The sequence below is a fragment of the Catenuloplanes sp. NPDC051500 genome, assembly GCF_044454585.1.
In the GTDB taxonomy this organism is placed as follows: domain Bacteria; phylum Actinomycetota; class Actinomycetes; order Mycobacteriales; family Micromonosporaceae; genus Catenuloplanes.
The window spans coordinates 12,725-31,484 of record NZ_JBITDX010000022.1 but is presented as its reverse complement, the minus strand read 5'-3'; the positions used below and the strand labels follow the sequence as shown (position 1 = coordinate 31,484).

At 70.5% G+C, this 18,760-nt stretch carries 16 protein-coding genes; 9 read left to right on the top strand and 7 right to left on the bottom strand.

The genetic code is table 11. The annotated features are described in order from the left end of the window. Positions 1-6 precede the first annotated feature (6 nt). The gene (locus ACIA8K_RS32900) at positions 7-765 is read right to left on the bottom strand and encodes a nuclear transport factor 2 family protein (protein ID WP_396066373.1); all 759 of its coding nucleotides are present in this window, start codon (positions 763-765) and stop codon (positions 7-9) included. A gap of 162 nt (positions 766-927) precedes the next feature. On the opposite strand from ACIA8K_RS32900, the gene ACIA8K_RS32895 reads away from it, so the two are divergent. After that, on the top strand, positions 928-1,707 hold the full coding sequence (locus ACIA8K_RS32895) for a helix-turn-helix domain-containing protein (RefSeq protein ID WP_396066371.1): 780 nt from the start codon (positions 928-930) through the stop codon (positions 1,705-1,707). Between the two features lie 30 nt (positions 1,708-1,737). Here the strand turns inward: ACIA8K_RS32895 and ACIA8K_RS32890 are convergent, their stop codons facing one another. Beyond that, a complete protein-coding gene (locus ACIA8K_RS32890) occupies positions 1,738-2,682 on the bottom strand; it encodes a GlxA family transcriptional regulator (RefSeq protein ID WP_396066369.1) in 945 nt (314 codons plus the stop codon). A 275-nt stretch (positions 2,683-2,957) separates the two neighbouring features. Here ACIA8K_RS32890 and ACIA8K_RS32885 point away from each other — a divergent pair, with 275 nt between their 5' ends. The 6 genes from ACIA8K_RS32885 to ACIA8K_RS32860 all read left to right on the top strand — a co-directional run bounded on the left by ACIA8K_RS32885 (position 2,958) and on the right by ACIA8K_RS32860 (position 9,160). Continuing rightward, positions 2,958-4,160, top strand: a complete 1,203-nt coding sequence (locus tag ACIA8K_RS32885) for an amidohydrolase family protein (protein WP_396066367.1) — start codon at positions 2,958-2,960, stop codon at positions 4,158-4,160. 109 nt (positions 4,161-4,269) lie between these two features. Beyond that, the gene (locus tag ACIA8K_RS32880) at positions 4,270-5,058 is read left to right on the top strand and encodes a GNAT family N-acetyltransferase (RefSeq protein WP_396066365.1); all 789 of its coding nucleotides are present in this window, start codon (positions 4,270-4,272) and stop codon (positions 5,056-5,058) included. Between the two features lie 113 nt (positions 5,059-5,171). Then, positions 5,172-6,125 (top strand): AraC family transcriptional regulator, encoded by a 954-nt coding sequence (locus ACIA8K_RS32875; protein WP_396066363.1) that lies wholly within the window; start codon positions 5,172-5,174, stop codon positions 6,123-6,125. A gap of 156 nt (positions 6,126-6,281) precedes the next feature. Next, a complete protein-coding gene (locus ACIA8K_RS32870; protein ID WP_396066361.1) occupies positions 6,282-7,667 on the top strand; it encodes an NAD(P)/FAD-dependent oxidoreductase in 1,386 nt (461 codons plus the stop codon). Positions 7,668-7,790: 123 nt separating this feature from the next. Further along, complete coding sequence (locus ACIA8K_RS32865; protein WP_396066359.1) at positions 7,791-8,204, top strand: MarR family winged helix-turn-helix transcriptional regulator; 414 nt, start codon at positions 7,791-7,793, stop codon at positions 8,202-8,204. A gap of 170 nt (positions 8,205-8,374) precedes the next feature. Next, positions 8,375-9,160, top strand: a complete 786-nt coding sequence (locus ACIA8K_RS32860) for an alpha/beta fold hydrolase (protein ID WP_396066357.1) — start codon at positions 8,375-8,377, stop codon at positions 9,158-9,160. Between the two features lie 79 nt (positions 9,161-9,239). On the opposite strand, the gene ACIA8K_RS32855 is transcribed toward ACIA8K_RS32860, so the two are convergent. From ACIA8K_RS32855 to ACIA8K_RS32840, 4 genes are all read right to left on the bottom strand, one after another. Further along, positions 9,240-9,638, bottom strand: a complete 399-nt coding sequence (locus ACIA8K_RS32855; RefSeq protein ID WP_396066355.1) for a PPOX class F420-dependent oxidoreductase — start codon at positions 9,636-9,638, stop codon at positions 9,240-9,242. Positions 9,639-9,656: 18 nt separating this feature from the next. Next, positions 9,657-11,180, bottom strand: coding sequence for an apolipoprotein N-acyltransferase (gene lnt, locus ACIA8K_RS32850; protein ID WP_396066353.1), 1,524 nt, complete (start codon positions 11,178-11,180; stop codon positions 9,657-9,659). A 248-nt stretch (positions 11,181-11,428) separates the two neighbouring features. After that, positions 11,429-12,661, bottom strand: a complete 1,233-nt coding sequence (locus tag ACIA8K_RS32845) for a beta-ketoacyl-[acyl-carrier-protein] synthase family protein (RefSeq protein WP_396066578.1) — start codon at positions 12,659-12,661, stop codon at positions 11,429-11,431. Positions 12,662-12,757: 96 nt separating this feature from the next. Further along, on the bottom strand, positions 12,758-14,473 hold the full coding sequence (locus ACIA8K_RS32840) for an IlvD/Edd family dehydratase (RefSeq protein WP_396066351.1): 1,716 nt from the start codon (positions 14,471-14,473) through the stop codon (positions 12,758-12,760). A 154-nt stretch (positions 14,474-14,627) separates the two neighbouring features. Between ACIA8K_RS32840 and ACIA8K_RS32835 the strand changes: the two genes are divergently transcribed. Continuing rightward, positions 14,628-15,695, top strand: a complete 1,068-nt coding sequence (locus ACIA8K_RS32835; RefSeq protein WP_396066349.1) for a hypothetical protein — start codon at positions 14,628-14,630, stop codon at positions 15,693-15,695. A gap of 45 nt (positions 15,696-15,740) precedes the next feature. On the opposite strand, the gene ACIA8K_RS32830 is transcribed toward ACIA8K_RS32835, so the two are convergent. Then, positions 15,741-16,925 carry a chitinase gene (locus ACIA8K_RS32830; RefSeq protein WP_396066347.1) on the bottom strand — a complete coding sequence of 395 codons (1,185 nt, stop codon included), beginning with the start codon at positions 16,923-16,925 and terminating at the stop codon, positions 15,741-15,743. Positions 16,926-17,240: 315 nt separating this feature from the next. Here ACIA8K_RS32830 and ACIA8K_RS32825 point away from each other — a divergent pair, with 315 nt between their 5' ends. Next, complete coding sequence (locus ACIA8K_RS32825; protein ID WP_396066345.1) at positions 17,241-18,224, top strand: SEC-C metal-binding domain-containing protein; 984 nt, start codon at positions 17,241-17,243, stop codon at positions 18,222-18,224. Positions 18,225-18,760: the final 536 nt, after the last annotated feature.

Here is an 18,760-nt window from a genome sequence, read left to right as displayed (position 1 = left end):
CAGTGATCAGAACAGCCCGTTGCCGTGCGGAAGGTCGGTGGCGATCTCCGGGGTGAGGTCCCAGTGCTCGACGATCTTGCCGTTCTCGACCCGGAAGAGGTCGTAGAACGCGGTCCGGGTCGGCCCGAACGAGCCCTCCGACACGGTGAGCACGAAGTTGCCCTCGGCGATCACCTTGTGCACCGTGTCGTAGACCATGGTGACGCCCTGCTCCGCGAGCGCGGTGAGGGCGGCGCCGAGGCCGTCGAGGTTGTCGCCGATGCCCACGTTGTGCTGCGCGTAGGACTCGGTGCTCAGGTAGTCGGTCAGCATGTCGACCTTGCCGCCCTTGAGCACGTTCTCGACGAAGCCGGTGACGAGCGCGCGGTTGGCCTCGGTCTTATCCAGGTCGGTGACCTCGACCGGGCCATCGGTCTGCGACCTGCCGGACACCGTCGTCGCCACCACCGGGCTGAGCGCGTCCCAGTGCTCGGCGAGCTTGCCGTCGGCGACGCGGAAGACGTCGAACGCGACGAGCGGCGCCGGCCCGAAGCCGTGGTAGGTGCCGTGCAACGCGACCAGGTCACCGTCGGCGATCACCCGGTGCAGGTCGTAGCTGAACCCGTCCGGCAGGCTCTCGACCAGAGCCCTCAGCCCGGCCGGTCCGTCCGCGGCAAGCGCGCTGTGCTGTGTGTACGTCGGCGCCGCCCAGCGGTCGACCGCGGCCGGGTCCTTGTCCCCGAAAAGCTGGCCTGCTGCTGACAGTACTGTCTCTTTGGCGCTCATGGTCCCTCGTCCTTCTCGTTGTGGCCTTGCAGCTAAAACCTAAGAGCGCACAAGCCTCCCGAGGGGGTACGGTGGCGACTCGTGATGGTCAAAAAACGACAACCTGGCATTCGCGACCTTGATTTCGCCGCACCGCCCGGGATCCCGCAGTCGGTCGAGGTGATGAGCCTGCGGGATCTGCGTTCCCGCACCGGCGGTGACCTGCTCGGCCCTCCGCAGCGGCCGACCTTCCACCACCTGCTCACCCTGGACCGGGGCACGCTCCACCACACCGTCGACTTCACCCGGTACGAGCTGACGCCGGGGTCCTGGCTGTGGGTGCGGCCCGGCCAGGTCCAGCAGTGGGGCGACCTCGGCGACGTCGACGGCCTGCTGATCCTGGTCGAGCCCGCGTTCATCGACGCCACCCACACCGGCCCGACCGTGTACGACTTCTCCGCCGAGGACCATCGGCGCCTGACCGCGTCCGCCGGTCACCTCGCCGGGGTCTTCGCCGACCCCGGCTCACTCCCGCTCGACGTGCGCCAGGCCGTGCTGCGACAGCTGCTCGCCGTCCTGATCACGCAACTGACCCACCTCGGCGCGCCGCACACCGAGGCCGTACCCGACACGGTCTACGTGCGCTTCCGGGACGCCCTCGAGCGCGACTTCACCCGCACCCACCGGCTCGACGACTACGCCCGCACGCTGGGCTACTCCGCCCGCACGCTCTCCCGCGCCACCCAGGCCGCGGCCGGCGTCAACGGCAAGGAGTTCATCGACCGGCGCATCATCCTGGAGGCCAAGCGCCTGCTCGTGCACAGCGACCGCACCGCCGCCCAGATCGCCGCCCGCCTCGGCTTCACAAGCGCCACCAACTTCACCAAGTACTTCCACCTGCGCACCGGCCACACCCCGATCGCGTTCCGTACCGGCCTCGCCTCGGCCGGGCCGCAGGACTGACGACGGTTCGCACGATCGCGTTGCTTCGGTTCAGCGCACTCCACCGGCGACGAAGCGCTTGCGGTAGTCGCTCGGGTTGAGCCCCATGTGCTTGCGGAAGACGCTGCGGAGGTTGGCGCCGGTGCCCAGGCCGGCGTGGTGGGCGACCGACTCGATCCCGCTCGCGCCCTGCTCGATGAGCCGGCACGCGAGTGCGACCCGCTGCGTGGTGAGCCAGGTCAGCGGCGTGACGCCGACCTCGCGGCGGAACCTGCGGTGCAAGGTGCCGGGAGTCATGTGCGCCTGCCGTGCCAGGTCCTCGACGGTAAGCCTCAGATGGAGCCGTTCCCTGGCCCACGCGAGTGCCGGTGCCAGCGAGTCAAGCGTCGGCGGCGGCAGGGGCTGCTCGACGAACTGCTGCTGGCCGCCGTCCCGGAACGCCGCGAAGACCAGCCGCCGCCCGACATGATTCGCCACTTCCGCGCCGTGGTCGCGGCGCACGATGTGCAGTCCGAGATCGAGCGCGGCGGCACTGCCGGCCGAGGTCAGCACATCGCCGTCGTCGACGAACAGGACGTCCGGCTCGAGGGAGACGGCCGGGAAGCGGCGCCGGAACTCGTCCGCGAGCTGCCAGTGCACGGTGGCGCGGCGCTTGTCGAGCACACCGGCCTCGGCCAGGGTGAAGGCCCCGGTACAGAGGCCGACCAGCCGGATGCCGCGGTCGTGCGCCCGCCGGATCGCGGCCAGCACCGCCGGCCGTGAGGGGCGATCGACATTGGGCCGGTTGGGAACGATGACCATGTCCGCCGACGTGACATCGGCGAGCCGGCCGGACGCGCCGATGCTGAACATCCCGTCCCGCATGCTCGTCCGCCGGCCGGGCGTGACGACGGTGAGCTGGTAGGGCTCGAAGCCGACCTCGGCCCGGCGGCTGATGCCGAAGATCTCGCAGGCGCAACCGACCTCGAACGGGTTGGAGCCCTCATCGACGATCATGACGACCCGGAGCGTCCGGCCCGTGCTGTCAAAGGATCCTTGCGGCATGCGTCATTCCTAGCACTGTCGTCGCACATGCCGCAAAAACAGAATTTACGCATGTCATACGTTTCTCGCGACAAGCGCCGTCCGGACCACTGCGGAGCCGCTCTACGACGTAGTGCGGTGCGGCGATATGCACGTCGTGCCGGCCGGCCACAGATTCCGCCCGAGGCTGGGCGAAGTATCGTACTATCCCCCTCCACTGAATCCACGTGGCAATGAAACGGCAAGACATGACCCTCGCTATACACGTCGACGGGCTCTTCGATGGTAAGGCCTTCCATGGTCCGAGCATCATCGACATTGCCGGCGGGCGGACTATCGCCGTCCGGCCGATCGGGCAACCTGACATATCGGCGAGCGACGTCATACATTTCGGACCCGGTTCCTTCGCGCTCCCCGGAATGATCGACGTCCACACGCATCTAGGCTTCAACGGGGGCGCCGACCCGGTCGGTGAACTGATCCGCAGCGACGATTCGGCATTGCTCGCGCAGATGAGGACTGCAGGTCGTACCGCGCTCGAGGCAGGAATCACCACGGTACGAGATCTCGGCGATCGGGGTTACCTTTCGCTCGAGGTCGCCCGCGAGTTCTTGAAGGCCCCCGACAGCGGACCGGACATCCTCGCCGCCGGACCACCGATCACCACCAGAGACGGACACTGCCACTTCCTCGGCGGCGTCGCAGATGGTCCGGATGAGCTGCGCGCGGCCGTACGTGAGCGGTACGAACGCGGTTGCTCGGCAGTGAAAATCATGGTGAGTGGTGGTCACATCACTCCCGGCTCCAGCCCCTTCGTCAGGCAGTACTCGCGAGCCGACATCCGCATCGTGGTGGACGAGGCGCACCGACTCGGGCTCCCGGTCGCCGCGCATGCGCATTCGTCGCCCGCCATCGCCGATGCCGTGCACGCCGGCGTGGACAGTCTCGAACATGCGACCTTCATGACACCGGACGGGCCGGTCGCGCCCGAGTGGCTGATACCCGAGATCGCGGCCAGCAGGGTGTTCGTGGACCCGACCGCCGGCATGACACCGACCGGCAACTCGGATCTCGCCGCCGTCATCACAGCGAACTTCGACAAGCTCGTCGCGCCGTACCGGCTGATGCGAGATCTCGGGGTCCGGTTCATCAACGGCTCCGACGCCGGGGTCGGCCCGGGGAAGCCGCACGACGTCCTTTCCTACGCCGTCGAACACTCGCTCCGCTTCGGTCTCACGCCGGCCGACGCGCTTGCCACCGTGACGAGTCTCGCCGCGTCAGCGTGTGGCATCGACGACCACAAGGGCTTTGTGCGGCCCGGCATGGACGCCGATCTGCTTGTCGTCGATGGAAATCCGGCCGCGGACATGTCCGCGCTGCGGGCTGTCCGCGCGGTATTCCGTTCGGGCGAGCAGATCACCCGATCGCAGCAGTCGGCACCCGTCGCCTGAATTCGCACTGTGCCATTAAGCACCTGCGGCAGCCTGCCGGCCGATCCTCTTTCGTGGATCGGTCCAGGCTCGGCAAAACCATCACCAGAACAACGAGGAGAACCGACTCATGTCGAGGTTTGCGGAAGCGGTGGAGTCGAACGACCACCTCATCACCATCTGGGGCGACATGGCCCTGGACAGAGGTGGGAAGGTCAGCACCGAAGACGGCGTGGTCCGAATGTGGGCCGACAGTCCTTTCGGATTCTGGAACACTGTCGCGCTCGACGGCCATGACATTCCGGCAGACGCCCTCGCCGACCAGCTCACGCGGGCGGCTCACTTCATGAGAGCGGGCACCCAGGCCGGCTATCTGTGGCTCTTCGAGGACCTGCTCAGCAAGGCGGCACTCCAGGACCTGCCCCGTTTGGCGGCCGAGGCCGGGCTCGAACTCGCATTCACCGGGTACGGCATGGCCGGCGATGCGGCGGTCGCCGATCCGGTTCATCCTGATCTCGAATTTCGACGGGTCGAGAACGAAGCCCAACTGGTCACCTTCGGTCAGATCAACGCCGTGGCGTACGGCATGTCGGAAGAAGCCGGCCTGAAGGCCCTGAACGGTTCGGCGTACTGGCTCCGGGAGACCTGCGCCTACATCGCCTACCGTGACGGGGACCCGGTCGCCTGCGCCGCCACGGTCAAGGGCGCTGATTCCATCTTCCTCGCGCTTGTCGCGACCGTACCGGACGCCATGCGCCGTGGATATGGCGAAGCGGTAAGCAGGAAAGCGATTCACGAGGGCATCAAGGAAACCGGTCACCAGCACCTTGTCCTGCATGCGACGCAGGCCGGACGGCCCGTCTACGAGCGCATCGGTTACCGGACCAACTCGCTGATCCACTTCTTTCAGCCCGCCTAGCGATTAACACGAACGTCGCCCGGGTCGGGCTGCTGTCGCGGCCCGACCCGGGATCGGCCCCGCCGTGGACCGCGGTGAACACTGGCACCCGGGCAGACACGAGGAGAAAGCCGATGGGTGAGGGCGACGGCCAGCGCTTCGACGTCGACATCAACGTGGCGTACGCGGATGAGAACCGTAATCACGTGCTGCTGGACGAGTGGCGACGCCAGGCGGGTGAGATCGTCCCGCCACCACCGCTGCGGCTGCCACGGCACGGCGAGGGCTCGTACGCCGTGCGAATCCGTCGCACGATGCTTCACGACCTGGTGGTGGAGGATCAGTACAGCGACGCCGTAGCCGGTAGTACAGGTGGAACCGACGGCCATCTCGGCGACCGGGTGGTAAGTCATTTCACGCTCGGCGGACAGTGGCTTTTCCGCTCCGCACGCCGGACCGCCGCGGTCGGGCGGGGCAGCGCGTACATCCGCCGCAACGACGAGCCCTGGGACTTCGAGGTGAGCCGTGGCACCCGCGCGCTCATGCTCCACATCCCGATCGAGGAAGTACGGCTGCGCTCGGGCCGGGAGGCCGAGCCGGTCCAGCAGGACTCCCCGGCCGCACGGCTACTGCTCGCGCACCTGCGCGCCTGCATCGAGATCGGCGACGTCGTCGGCATCACGGCACGCAACGCCACGCTCGAACTGTTCCGTGGAGTCCTGGCCGACCACGTCATCGATGACGAGCCGATGTATGCGGCCCTGGTCCGGGCCGCTCGGCAGTGCATCGACGAACGCCTGCTCACCGACCCGGATCTCCACCCTGCCTCGATCGCCGGCCTGTTGCACGTCTCCCTGCGCACGCTTCACCGCGCCTTCGCCGCCGAGGAGACGTCGGTCATGGGGTACGTCCGGGAACGGCGCCTGGCCCTTGTGGACAGGGAACTGGCCTCCACGTCGTGGACGGTCTCCGAGCTGGCAGCCCGCTGGCACTTCTCCGACGAGAGCCATCTGATCCGAGCCTTCCGGCAGCGCTTCGGTGAGACACCCGCCGGTCGGCGCGCACGGAGCCGGCGGGCGGGTTCCTGACCATCCCCGCGACCGGGCCAGGCACCGGAGCGATCCGGCGTTGCCGACAGTCGGCTGGCGCTCTGGTACCGGAACGAGGCACGCGGATACCGGAGCCGCGCCCGTCGCGCGCCGTACCTTCTCGGGCAGTTCCCATTTCTCCCGAAGGATGGCGCCATGCCTGAATCCCCGATATCCGCCTTCGACCGGCTTGTCCAGGCGGGCCCGCCGGTCGCGCCGCGGGTGCTGTTCGAGACCGCAGCCGTGCTTGGCGGCAGTGTCGCCGGGCTGCTGGCCGCGCGGGTGCTCGCCGACCATGCGCGCGAGGTCGTCATCATCGAGCGCGACGCCCTCCCGGTGTCCCCCGCACAACGGGCCGGTACGCCGCAGGACCAGCAGGTGCACACGCTGCTCCCGGCCGGCCGGCTGTGGATCGACAGGTGGCTGCCCGGCTTCACCCAGGACGCGCTGGACGGCGGCGCGCTGCTGTCCGGCCCGGAGGCGACTGCCACCATGTTCGATGGGCACCGGCAGGCGCCCGGCGGCGACTTCCAGCTGCTCGGCGCGACCCGGCCGTTGATCGAGGCGTGCCTGCGCGCGCGGGTCCTGGCGCTGCCCAACGTCTCGGTCCGGCACGGGCGGGCGACAGGCCTGCGGTACCGCGACGGCGCGGTGAGCGGTGTCGGCTACGTCGACGACGGCGGCGAGCACGTACTCGAGACCGACTTCACGGTGGACGCCATGGGACGCCCCAGCCGGGTCTCCGACTGGGTGGCCGAGCACGGCTACGACGCGCCCCGGTTCACCCGGCTCCAGTCGCCGATCAACTACGCGACGGCCCTGTTCGCACGCACGGAGAAGCCCGAGGAGCTGGACATCACCTGCGCGCTCGGCCTGTTCTCGCCGGCCGGCACCGTCGGCGGGGTCTCCGTCGCCGCAGTCAACGCGGTCGAGGACGACGGGTGGATCGTCATGCTCATGGGGTACGACGAGGCGCGCCCCGGACGTACCCCCGAGGATTTCCGTGCCCGCTGCGCCGAGCTGCCCGCCGTGTTCGGGCACGCCACCAGCGGGCCGATCACCCGGGACATCGCAACGTACCACCAGGCGGAGAGCCGGCGGCGCGACTTCGCGGGGCTGGACCGCTTCCCGGCGCGCCTGATCGCTGTGGGTGACGCCGTCGCCTCGTTCAATCCGATCTACGGCCAGGGAATGAGCTCGGCGGCGCTGCACGCCTCCTGCCTGTCCGCCTACCTGACCGGCGACCCCGGCCTGAACGAGCCGGCCGGCGCCTTCTTCGACCTCCAGCAGATGGTCGTGGACGCGGCGTGGGCGATCTCGGCCGGCGGCGACACCGAGCGGCGTGACGCCGTGACCGGCGCCGAGGTGCCCGAGGAGGTACGCGCGCAGCGATGGGCGCTCGGGCAGATCACCGGGGCCTCGCTTACCGACCCGTCCATCGCGGCGGCGTTCAACAGCGTCTCCTACATGCTCCGGCACCCCGCGACCCTCGCCGACCCGTCAGTCGTCGAGCGCGCTGTCGCCGCGAACACCCCGTCCTGACCGCGGGGTAACCGCACGCGCAACCTCACGGCGGGTTCGGGCGGCACTGTCGCTGCGCGAACCCGCCGCCGCCCGCCTTATATCAATAACCTTATATAAGCTACCTTGTAGTAGCCTACAGGGATGAGCAGTTCCCTGCAGCAGGTCGGACTGGCCGTCAAACGGCTCCAGTGGCGGCACCACCGCGACGCGAACCGGCGCCTGGCCCCCCTCGGGCTTTCGCTCGTGCAGTGGGACACCCTTCGCCACCTGCACGCCAATCCCGGCGCCTCGCTTCATCGACTGGCCGAGCTGACCTTCCAGACCGACCAGTCCATGGGCGAACTCGCCAAACGCATGGTGGACCGAAGTCTCATCGCGCGCGTCGAAGGACCCGGCCGCAAAGTCCAGCACCAGCTCACCGCCACCGGCGACGACCTACGGCAGGCCGGCGCGGAAGCGGTGGACGGCGTGCTCACCGAGACCGTCGGACGCCTCACCGCCGGGGAACGCGAAACCCTTCACGAACTGCTCCGCAAAGCGAGCGAACCGCTGTGACACGGCGCATCCGCCACCCGTAACGCGCGCGTCGCCACTTCGCCCCGACCGCAGACACGCTCCCCGTCTCGCACTCCGTTGCTTAACTAAGGAACCTGATATAAGGTTCCTGATGTTGATACGGTCCCGTGCCAGGCGCACGGCACACACCACCTGACGAAGGACGTGCCATGAAGACGACAGTCCCGGCCGGCAGTCTCCGGCCCACCCGCACCACGACTGTCACGGTCGGCGATCTGCAGGTCACCGTCGACGACCACGACCGCACCCGCCCGTTCCTCGTGCTCCACGGTGGCGGCGGCGTCGGCACCGTGCGTGGCTTCGCCGCCCTGCTCTCCGAACGGACCCGCGCACGCGTGATCGTCCCCACCCATCCGGGCTTCGGCGGCACGACCCGACCCGCCGGGCTGGCGACCACGCGCGACCTGGCCGCCGCCTACCTCGCGCTGCTCGACGAGCTCGACCTCGTCGACGTCACTGTCATCGGCAACAGTTTCGGCGGGTGGATCGCCGCGGAGATGGCGCTGCTCGGCAACCCGCGGCTCTCCGGCGCGGTGATCGTCGACGGGATCGGGATCGAGGTCGAGGGCCACCCGGTGACCGACCTCCGCGGACTCGCACCGAGCGAGCTGGCCGCGCTGTCGTTCCACGACCCGGCCAAGGCGCCGCGCCCACCGGCCGGCGTGAGCGGCCCCCGCCCGGACCTCGCCGCGCTGGCCTCCTACACCGGCCCGGCCATGTCCGACCCCACCCTGATCACGCGTCTGGCCGGCCTCGATCTACCCGTTCACGTCATCTGGGGCGAGAGCGACGGCATCGTCAGCCCGGCGTACGGCAAGGCGTACGCCGACGCCATCCCCCGGTCCGCCTTCACCGTGCTGCCCCGCAGCGGTCATTTGCCTCAGGTCGAAACGCCCGAGGAGCTTCTCGGCGCCATCCTAGACCTCGGCGACTGACCCCCTCCCCGGATAGGACCCGCATCGCGCACGCCTGCCAGCTCGCGCACGCCTGCCGGCTCGCGTCACCGGACGGCGGTCACACGGTGCGGGCCGAGCCTCCGCCGCCGGGCGTGACGTTGTAGCCGATGATCCGGCGGGGGTGGACACGGATGATCGGGCCGGGCATGTGGGCCTCGGAGTCGGACGGGTCGGTGATCGCCTCGGCGGTGCCGCGGACCTCCAGCAGGCGCACCTGCCACGGGTCGGCCGAGACGATGTCGTCGACGACGAACGACACCACGGAACCGGCCGCCACGTTGCGGAACTTCCGGCTCGCCGACATCGCGTGCCCGCCGATGTCGATGGTGCCGAGCGCGGCGTTGTACCCGTACCCCACTGGATTGTTCTGGATCGTGCCGTTCGGCTGGACGCTGGCCAGCCGGCCGAGCTGCTGGCTGCGCAGGTACGCGATCTCGGCGTCGGTGAAAGCAGACATGTGGGCGATCATGTCGCCTCAACCGCGCTTGAGGTCAAGGATCGTGAGCGCGGCGAGGGAGAGCAGCGAGATCACCGCGAGCGCGAGCGGAAGCACCTGGCGCAGCCGGATGGCAGGCGTCAGGCCATCACGCAACGTGACCTCCTGCACCATCACGCCCGCCTCGAAGGTGGGCAGCGACGCGAGCGTGCCGCCGTCCGCGGACATGATCGCGCTGGTGCCGACAGTGGAGATGTTGACGACGTCGCGGCCGGTCTCCAGCGCGCGGATCCGGGCGATCGCGAGCTGCTGCACGCTCTCGTCGGTGGTGCCGAAGTCGCCGTTGTTGGACTGCGCGAGGATCAGCTGCGCGCCCTGCACCGGCAGGTCGCTGATCACGTCGTCCGCGGTGATGTCGAAGCAGATGGCGGACCCGAGGCGCATGCCGCCGACGTCGAGCACGCCCTCCCGGGTGCCGGGCACGTAGTCGCGGGCGACCAGGCCGATCAGGTCCGGCGCGAGCGACGCCCAGAACGCGCGGTTCGGCACGTACTCGCCGAACGGCACCGGGCGCTTCTTGTCGTAGAAGTCGGTGGGGGTGCTGTGGCCAGGCTCCCAGGCCAGGCTTGAGTTGTAGTAGAGATCGTCACGCTTGGTGATGACGCCGAAGATCAGCGGCGCGTTCACCGTCGCGGTCACCCGCCGGATCCGGTCCAGCGCCTCGCCGGACCGCGCCGGATCGAGGTCGCTGCCGTCCTCCGGCCAGACCACCACGTCCACGCTGCCGGGGGTGATGGTGGCGGTCGCCCGCTCGGACGCGGCCAGCAGATCACCACGGTCACGCGCGGTGAAGTAGCCGGCCGGGCCATTGCCCTGCACCGCGCCCACGGTGATCGTCCCGGCCGCCGGCAGCTGCCAGACCGGCACCAGCGCGAGCGCCACCGCCCCGGCCGCCCAGCCGCCCGCCGCCGGCAGGGACCGGGACCGCACGATCTGACAGCCGGCCGCCGCGAGCGCGACCAGGACGAACGACAGCCCGGACGCGCCGACCCAGGACAGCAGCGGCGCGAGCGGCCCCTCGCTGTGCGAGAACGCCACCCGCCCCCAGGAGAAGCCGCTGTAGGGCCAGCGCGCCGCCGCCTCCTCCCGGGCCACCCAGAGACCGGCCACCAGCAGCGGATATGCGAGGAAACGATCGCGCACCAACCGGGACGCCACGCCGATCAGGCCGCACCCGAGCGCGACCGAGATCGCCTGCGACGCGGAGAGCGCCAGCCACGGCACCGGCCCGAGGTACAGCCCGCTCCACGACACGTTGGTCAGGTAGAACGCCATCCCGGCGACCGCACCGACGCCTGCCGCGCGCCAGAACCGCAGCCCGTCGACGGCCGCGAGCACCATCCCGACGCCGACGAGGGTCAGCGGCCACCACCCGACCCCGGGAAACCCCAGATCCATGACGAGCCCGCCGGCCAGCGCCACAAGCGGCCGCCACACCCCGGCCCAGCGCCGCCTCCCCGCGGCCGAATCCACCCGCACCGGCTCTATGAGCTCCACAGTCATGCCGCGCGTCTCCCCGTCCATCACCGGCCGCCGCGCTTCACGCCGGCCGGGCCGTCCACCGCAGGCTCGGCCGATCTTGAGCGTGCCCGGTCATGTCTACGACCTGTCACCCACGAGCGCAACACCCAACAGATCACCCCCGAACCCCCAAACCCGATCAAAAGCATCAGAGGGTACGGAAAGCGCGCACTGCCCGCTGCCGTGTTCTGTCCATCGTGCTGTGACACTCCCCGCGCGGACGACAGAGGTCAGCGGGTGAAGACAAGCGAGGTGTTGTAGCCGCCGAAGCCGAACGCGTTGCAGAGAGCGGCCTGGATCGGCATCGGGCGGGGGCCGCCGGTGACCACGTCGAGTTCGACGCCCGGGGCGGGGTGGTCGAGGTTGCGGGTCGGCGGGACAAGGGAGTGCAGGATCGCCTGGACGGCAAGCACGCTCGCGACCGCGCCCGCCGCACCCATCGAGTGGCCGAGGCCGGCCTTGACACAGGTGGCGGCCGCGCCGGTGCCGAGGGCCTTGTGCACGGAGAGGGCCTCGACCGGGTCGCCGGCGCGCGTGCTCGTGGCGTGGCAGCTGACGTGGTCGATGTCGTCGGGGGTGAGGCCGGCCGCGGCCAGGGCACCCCGCATCGCCCGGAACTGGCCGTCGCCGCTCGGGTCCGGGCTGGTGGGGTGGTAGCCGTCGGCGGTGGAGGCGGCGCCCGGCAGGTGGGCCAGCGCCCGGGCGCCACGCGCGGCGGCGAACTCGGCGCGTTCCAGGATCAGGATGCCGGCGCCCTCGCCGATGACCAGGCCGTCACGGGCGGCGTCGAACGGGCGGCAGGCGGCCTCGGGCTCGTCGTTGCGGAGCGAGATCGCGCCGGCGGCGGCGAAGGAGGCGAGGACGACAGGGGTGAGACAGGTGTCGGCGCCGCCCGCGATGACCACGTCGGCCTCGCCCGCGCGGATCATGCGGGCGCCGTGCGCGATGGCCTCGGCGCCGGCCGCGCAGGCGGAGGTGGGCGCGTGCAGGAACGCGCGGGCGCCGAACGCGATGCTCACCGCCGCGGAGGCGCCGCCGGAGATGGCCCGGCCGCCGCCGGAGCGCCGGGCGGCGGCGGGGCCGTCGCGGTGGACGGCGTCGTGTTCGCCGAGCAGCGTGTGGATGCCGCCGAGCGCGGTGCCGAGGGAGACGCCGAGGCGTACCGGATCGACCTGTGGCCGGCGGGCGTCGGCCCAGGCTTCCCGGGCCGCGACAAGTGCGGCCTGCTGCACCGGGTCGAGGCGGGCGGCTTCGGCCGGGTCGAGCACGCGGGCCGGCGGTACGGCAAGCGGTGCACCGATCCTGACCGGGAGCCGGTCCGCGTGCGGGTGGCGGGCGAGCACGTCGTCGATGCGGCGGACGCCGGAGCGGCCGGCCAGCAGGCCGTCCCAGGTGGTGGGGACGTCACCGCCGAGCGAGGTGGTGACGCCCATCCCCGTGACGACCACGTCACCGCGAGTGATATCCACAGTGGAACACTAGCTGACGCATCGACATATTTCAGTACGTGACGCAGTCCCCCGGTAATCAGCGCGGTGCAGGCTCAGTGCGGTGCAGGCTCAGTGCGACTCACGCGACACCTGATCGCCGCTGGAGCCGATCAGGAAGTCGAGGTCGGCGCCGGTGTCCGCCTGCCCCACGGTGTCCACGTACAGCCGTTCCCAGCCACGCCGGGGCGCCGCGAACGCCTTCACCGTCGCCGCGGACGGCTCGCGCGCGTTCAGCTCCTCGTCCGGGATGTCCACGTCCAGCCGCCGGGCCGCCACATCAAGAATGATCATGTCGCCGGTACGCACCTTGGCAAGCGGTCCCCCGGCCGCGGCCTCCGGCGTCACGTGCAGCACGACCGTGCCGTAGGCGGTGCCGCTCATCCGCCCGTCGCACACGCGCACCATGTCACGCACCCCCTCGGCGAGCAGCTTCGCCGGAAGCGGCATGTTGGCGACCTCCGGCATCCCCGGATATCCCTTCGGCCCGCACCCGCGCAGCACAAGCACGGAGTCGGCAGTGACGTCCAGGTCCGGGTCGTCGAGGCGGGCGCGCAGATCCTCCACCGAGTCGAAGACGACCGCGGGCCCCCGGTGCTGCAACAGCGCGGGCGTGGCCGCGGCCGGCTTGATCACCGCACCGTCCGGCGCCAGGTTGCCGCGCAGCACCGCGATGCCCGCGTGCGGCTGCAGCGGCCGCTCCCGGGGCCGGATCACCTCCCGGTCGTAGACCGGCGCATCGTCCAGATAGGACACCAGCGGACGCCCGGTCACGGTCAGCGCGGCCGGATCGAGCAGGTCGCGGATCTCGGCCAGAACCGCGTGCAGCCCGCCCGCGCGGTAGAGGTCGTCCATCAGGAACCGCCCGGCCGGAAGCAGGTCCACGAGCAGCGGCACCCCCGCGCCGACGAAGTCGAAGTCGTCCTGGGTGAGTGGCACGCCCAGCCGGCCGGCGATCGCGAGCAGATGCACGACCGCGTTCGTGGAACCACCGAGCGCGGCCAGCGCGACGATCGCGTTGAGGAAGGAACCCCGGGTCAGGACCGCTCCGGGGGTACGGCCGGAGTCGACCATCTCGATGATCAGCCGCCCGGTCGCGTGCGCGCCCTCGAGGAGCCGGCTGTCCGGCGCCGGGGTGCCCGCGAGACCGGGCAGCGTCATGCCCAGCACCTCCGCGAGCAGGCCCATCGTGGACGCCGTACCCATCGTGTTGCAGTGGCCCTTGCTTCTGATCATGCTCGATTCGGAGCGCTGGAACTCGGTCGCGGACAGCGTGCCGGCCCGCACCTCCTCGCTCAGCTTCCACACGTCGGTGCCGCAGCCGAGCGGCACGCCGCGGAACGTGCCGGTGAGCATCGGACCACCCGGCACCACCACCGCGGGCAGGTCGACCGAGGCCGCGCCCATCAGCAGCGCCGGGATGGTCTTGTCGCAGCCACCGAGCAGCACCACACCGTCGATCGGGTTGGCGCGCAGCATCTCCTCGATCGACATCGCGGCCATATTCCGCCAGAGCATCGCGGTCGGCCGCACCTGCGTCTCGCCGAGTGAGACGACCGGCAGGTTGAGCGGGATGCCGCCGGCCGCGTGGATGCCGTCGGAGACGCTGCGGGCGACCTCGTTCAGGTGCGCGTTGCAGGGCGTCAGGTCGGAGGCGGTGTTGGCGATCGCGATGTGCGGCCGCCCGTCGAACGCGTCGGCGGGCAGCCCCCGCCGCATCCAGGCCCGGTGGATGTAGCTGTTCCGGACGTCTCCGGCGTACCACTGGGCACTTCGTCGTGCGGGCATGGGCCCTCCGTCTTCCATCGACGTTCGTGGACGGAATCGCGAACCGATCGTACCCGCGAAAGATCGTTAACGCACGGGTGCCGACGAGCCGGGTCATGCACGTCGATGAGCTGCCCATACGTACACTTCCCAGGTTCGAACGGGGAGGAACACCATGTACGACATCCACCAGCCGTGGGCCGTGCCGCCCGCCGGCCAGATCAGCGCGATCGCGGTCACCGCGCGGTACTCCTGGCTGGCGTTCGTGCTCGCGCTGTTCCGGCCGAGCCTCACCGTGAACGGGCAGCCGGTGCCGGCCGCGTGGGGGCGCACTGTGGTGCCGGTGCCGCCCGGCCAGCACCACGTGCAGGTGTACGTGCCCTACCTGCTGCCACCGCGCGTCGGCCCGGCCGAGACCGTCGTGCCGGTGCACCCGGGTCAGGTGGTGGAGGTCGAGTACCGCGCGCCGGTGATCGCCTGGATCGGCGGCGCGATCGGCCCGGCGCCGCAGCCCGTCCGGGGCCTGGCCGCCGGGATCGCGCTGCTTGTCGTGCCGCTTGTCGCGCTGCTCTGCATCGGCGGCGGGGTCGCGGCGCTGGTGCTCTCCCAGGACGACGGCACGCCCGCGGCCCGGCAGCCCGCCGACACGCAGCCTCCACCGCCCACGGCCGGCACACCGCGGACGTCGAGCCCGACGCCGGATCCGACGCCGGAGTCCGGCACGGGCGAACCCACGCTGCGCCAGGTGCCGGCACGCACTGTCGCCGGGCCGTCCTACGCGCCCGGGGACAAGACCTACACGATGACGCTCGACGGGCTGCCGTTCGCGTTCCGGACGCCGACGGGCTGGGGGTGCCTGGGCGCGACAGTCGACGTCCCGGACGCCAAGGCCTGGGTGTGCATCGACGAGGGCAACCCGTTCGAGGCGGGCGGCGCCCCGGCGGACCGTACCAAGCGGGCGCAGATCATGCTGCGGCCCTGCCCGGCGTCGTGCGGGCCGGCCGAGCGCGCCACGCGTGACCAGGAGTGGTTCGAGGGCGCGAAGGCGACTGCTGTGGACGAGCGCACGTCGTTCATCGAGACCGCGAAGGACGACAAGGGCCGCTATTCACTCGACCTGAGCCACTTCTTCACCGGCGGCGACGGCGACCGGTGGCAGGTGGGCGTGTGGGCGTACAGCGATCCGGAGGACCGGGCCGTACCCCAGAAGATCGTCAACGACCTGCTCACCCAGGCCGGCTGACCCGGGGCCTCGCCACAGTTCTGGCGGGGCCCCGAGGTGAGCCGGTCAGAAGCCGGCGCTGACCTTCGTGAAGGCCCAGTCGGACTGCGCGATGCCGCTGCAGTCGGAGGCCACGCCGCCATCGGGGCAGCCGCGGTCCCGGTTGACCGCCCAGAACGTGAACCGGGCGAGGTTGTTGTTCTTCGCGTAGTCGCGGATCCGGGCCCAGGTCTCGACCGAGGTCACCTCCCGCTGGTCGGAGAGGCCGTTCATGCCGGAGATGCCCATGTGCGAGTACGCCTGCGCGTCGGTCCAGCCGAAGGTGGCCGTGAGCTGCTTCTTCAGACCCTCGGACGCGCCGACAGTGCTGGCGTACATGTCCGTGCCGCCACCGAAGTCGAACGGCATCTGAGTGAAGATGTCGATGTTCGCGCCGAGCGCCTTGGACTGCTGGATCAGCCGGATGCCGTAGTAGTTCGGCCCGGTCGGCGAGGTGCCGAACGTCAGGATCGTCTTCACCGACGGGTTGTTCTGCTTGATGATCTTCAGGGCGCCGAGGATCCGGTCCTGGACCACTGTGTTCTCGAACTCGTCCGAGTTCTCGATGTCGATGTCGATCGCCTTCAGACCAAACGCATTGATCACCTTCTGGTACGCCCCGGCAAGCGCCTCCGGCGTCGCACAGTTCGGGCCGAGCTTGTTGCCGCTCCAGCCACCGATCGACGGGACCACGCTGCCGCCCGCCGCCTGGATCGCGGAGATCGTGCTGGCGTGCACGCCGCCGGTCAGGCCGCTCTCCCCGTCCCAGACCGGGTTACAGCCGTTGGCAAGCACGAACGCGATGGTGAACGCGCGGATGCCCGTCTCGCTCATCACCGTCGCGGGCGCGGGCGGGTTACCCCAGCCCGGGTAGATGTACGGCGCGGACGCCATCTTCGTGCCGGTGGCCGGCGGCTGCGAGGTCGGCGGCGGCGTCGTCGGCGGGGTGGTGCCACCGCAGGCGCCGTTGTCCGCCCAGACGCCCCACTGGCCGCTCGCGGTCGGGACCTCGTTCTGCGTCCACCACTTCGCGGTGTAGTTGTGCGCCTGGTAGGAGACGACGTTGTCCTTGACGTAGATCGCCGAGGAGTTCCAGGCCGTGGCGCAGGCGGCGGCCGCGTTGGCACCCGGCGCCAGCACGATCGTCGCACCGACTCCGGACGCGACCAGCACGGCGGCGAGCGCCGCGGCGTACTTCCCTCTGAGCTTCATGGTGTTCTCCGGTGGGAGTGGGGGCGCGCGCGACCGGCCGGACCTGCTCACTTCGCAGATCGGCGTGCAGACGTCGGTGGGTCGTTCGTCCCGGAGGTGGTGGGGTTGAGCAATTATTAGGACTGTTAACAGTCGGAGTCCATAGACGGTTCCCTAAACTTATTTAAGGTGTCCGCCCCGCCGCGTTCTCCGAGCGCGCGACGATCGGATGATCACGGGCCACTCGATCGGGTGGCGGCGGGCGCCTGAACTCCGGAATGAGACTTAGATCAACCGATATCGGTGCCTTCGGCGCAGTACCGTGACAAGGTGCCGATGAAAGCCAACTTGACCAGCGCAGACCTTCACGAGATCCGGCAGTCCGCCCTCGGCGCGCCCGACCCGCTCGGCGTCGCCGCCGAACTGGCCGGCGCCGTGGACGACGGCCACCTCGCCGACCAGGCAGACGCCGGGGTCGCGCTCACGCTCGCCGCCGAGATCGCCGAGAGCCGGTCCAAGCTCGACGCCGCCCAGCGCTACGTGGACCGCGCCCTTGAGGCGTTCGGAACCCGGGACGACACCGAGGCCGCGTCCGCACACGCGCTGCGCGCCCGCATCCTCTTCCGGACCGGCCACGAGGACGAGGCACTCGCCGAGATCGAGCCGCTGCGCCCGCTGCTGCTCCAATACACGGACGCGGCCGCGTACATCAGCGCGGCCCTGGCCGTCGGCGGCCGCGCCAAGACCGCCGAGGAGTGGCTGACCGAGGCGGTGAAGACCGCGCTCGCCGAACGCGCCTCCGAGCCGTCCTCCGCGGAGGACGCCGGCCTGCTCTTCTTCCTGCTGCAGCAACGGCACCGGATCCGCCACCTGCTCGGCCTGCCGCACGACGGCAACGACAACCTCGCCGACCGCCTGGAGACGAAGCTGGCCAACGCCGGCATCGCCAACACCGCCGTGCCCGACGGCGAGCTGCTGTTCTGGCCGCAGGCCGAGTTCGACAAGCTGATCACCCAGTGGCCCGCGCTGTCCGACGCCTACGGCAAGACCTGGGACGAGCACCGCGCCCACGTCGAACGCGCGCTGATCCGCCAGGGCACCGCCGGCCAGACCGTACCGTCCGGCACCGTGGCAGGCCTGACCGGTTTCGCCGCCACCGGCGACGACCCGTCCGACCCCAAGACCCGCGCCGGCTACGCCCGCCAGGCCGCCACCCGTACCGGCGGCCAGATCACCTGGCCCCCGGAGCGCAACGCCCCCTGCTGGTGCGGCTCCGGCGACAAATACAAGAAGTGCTGCCTGCGCCGCGCCCGCGCCTGACCCACCTCCCACCGGTCCCCCAGCGCCCTCGCGCCGGGGGACCATCCTCTTTCCACCACCACCTACACCACTTTTCCCGCTCCCGTGGTGGTCCGGCCCGCACGCTCCCGCGGGCTCCAAGCCCGCGACCACTCACGCCAAGAACAGGCGAGTCCGCACGCAGAGCACGGCCCGCGCGCAGAGGACATCCGCGCGCAGAGCGCGAGCCGCGCGCAGAGCGCGAGCCGCGCGCAGAGCGCGAACCGCACGCAGAGCGCGAGCCGCGCGCAGAGCGCGAACCGCACGCAGAGCGCGAACCGCACGCAGAGCGCGAACCGCACGCAGAGCGCGAACCGCGAAGTGAGGGCTGCGGAGCACTGTGATGCCCGGCCGCGCGGTGCGCGCGCCCGACATGCGGGAACCAACCATCCACCTGGCGGGATGAAGATCCTTGCGGCTCTGGTGGCCCTTATTCCGGCGGAATAAGGGCCACCAGAGCCGCCAGGATCTTGTGCACAGCTGGCGCACGGCCGTAGGCGGCGGCGATATAGGACCTC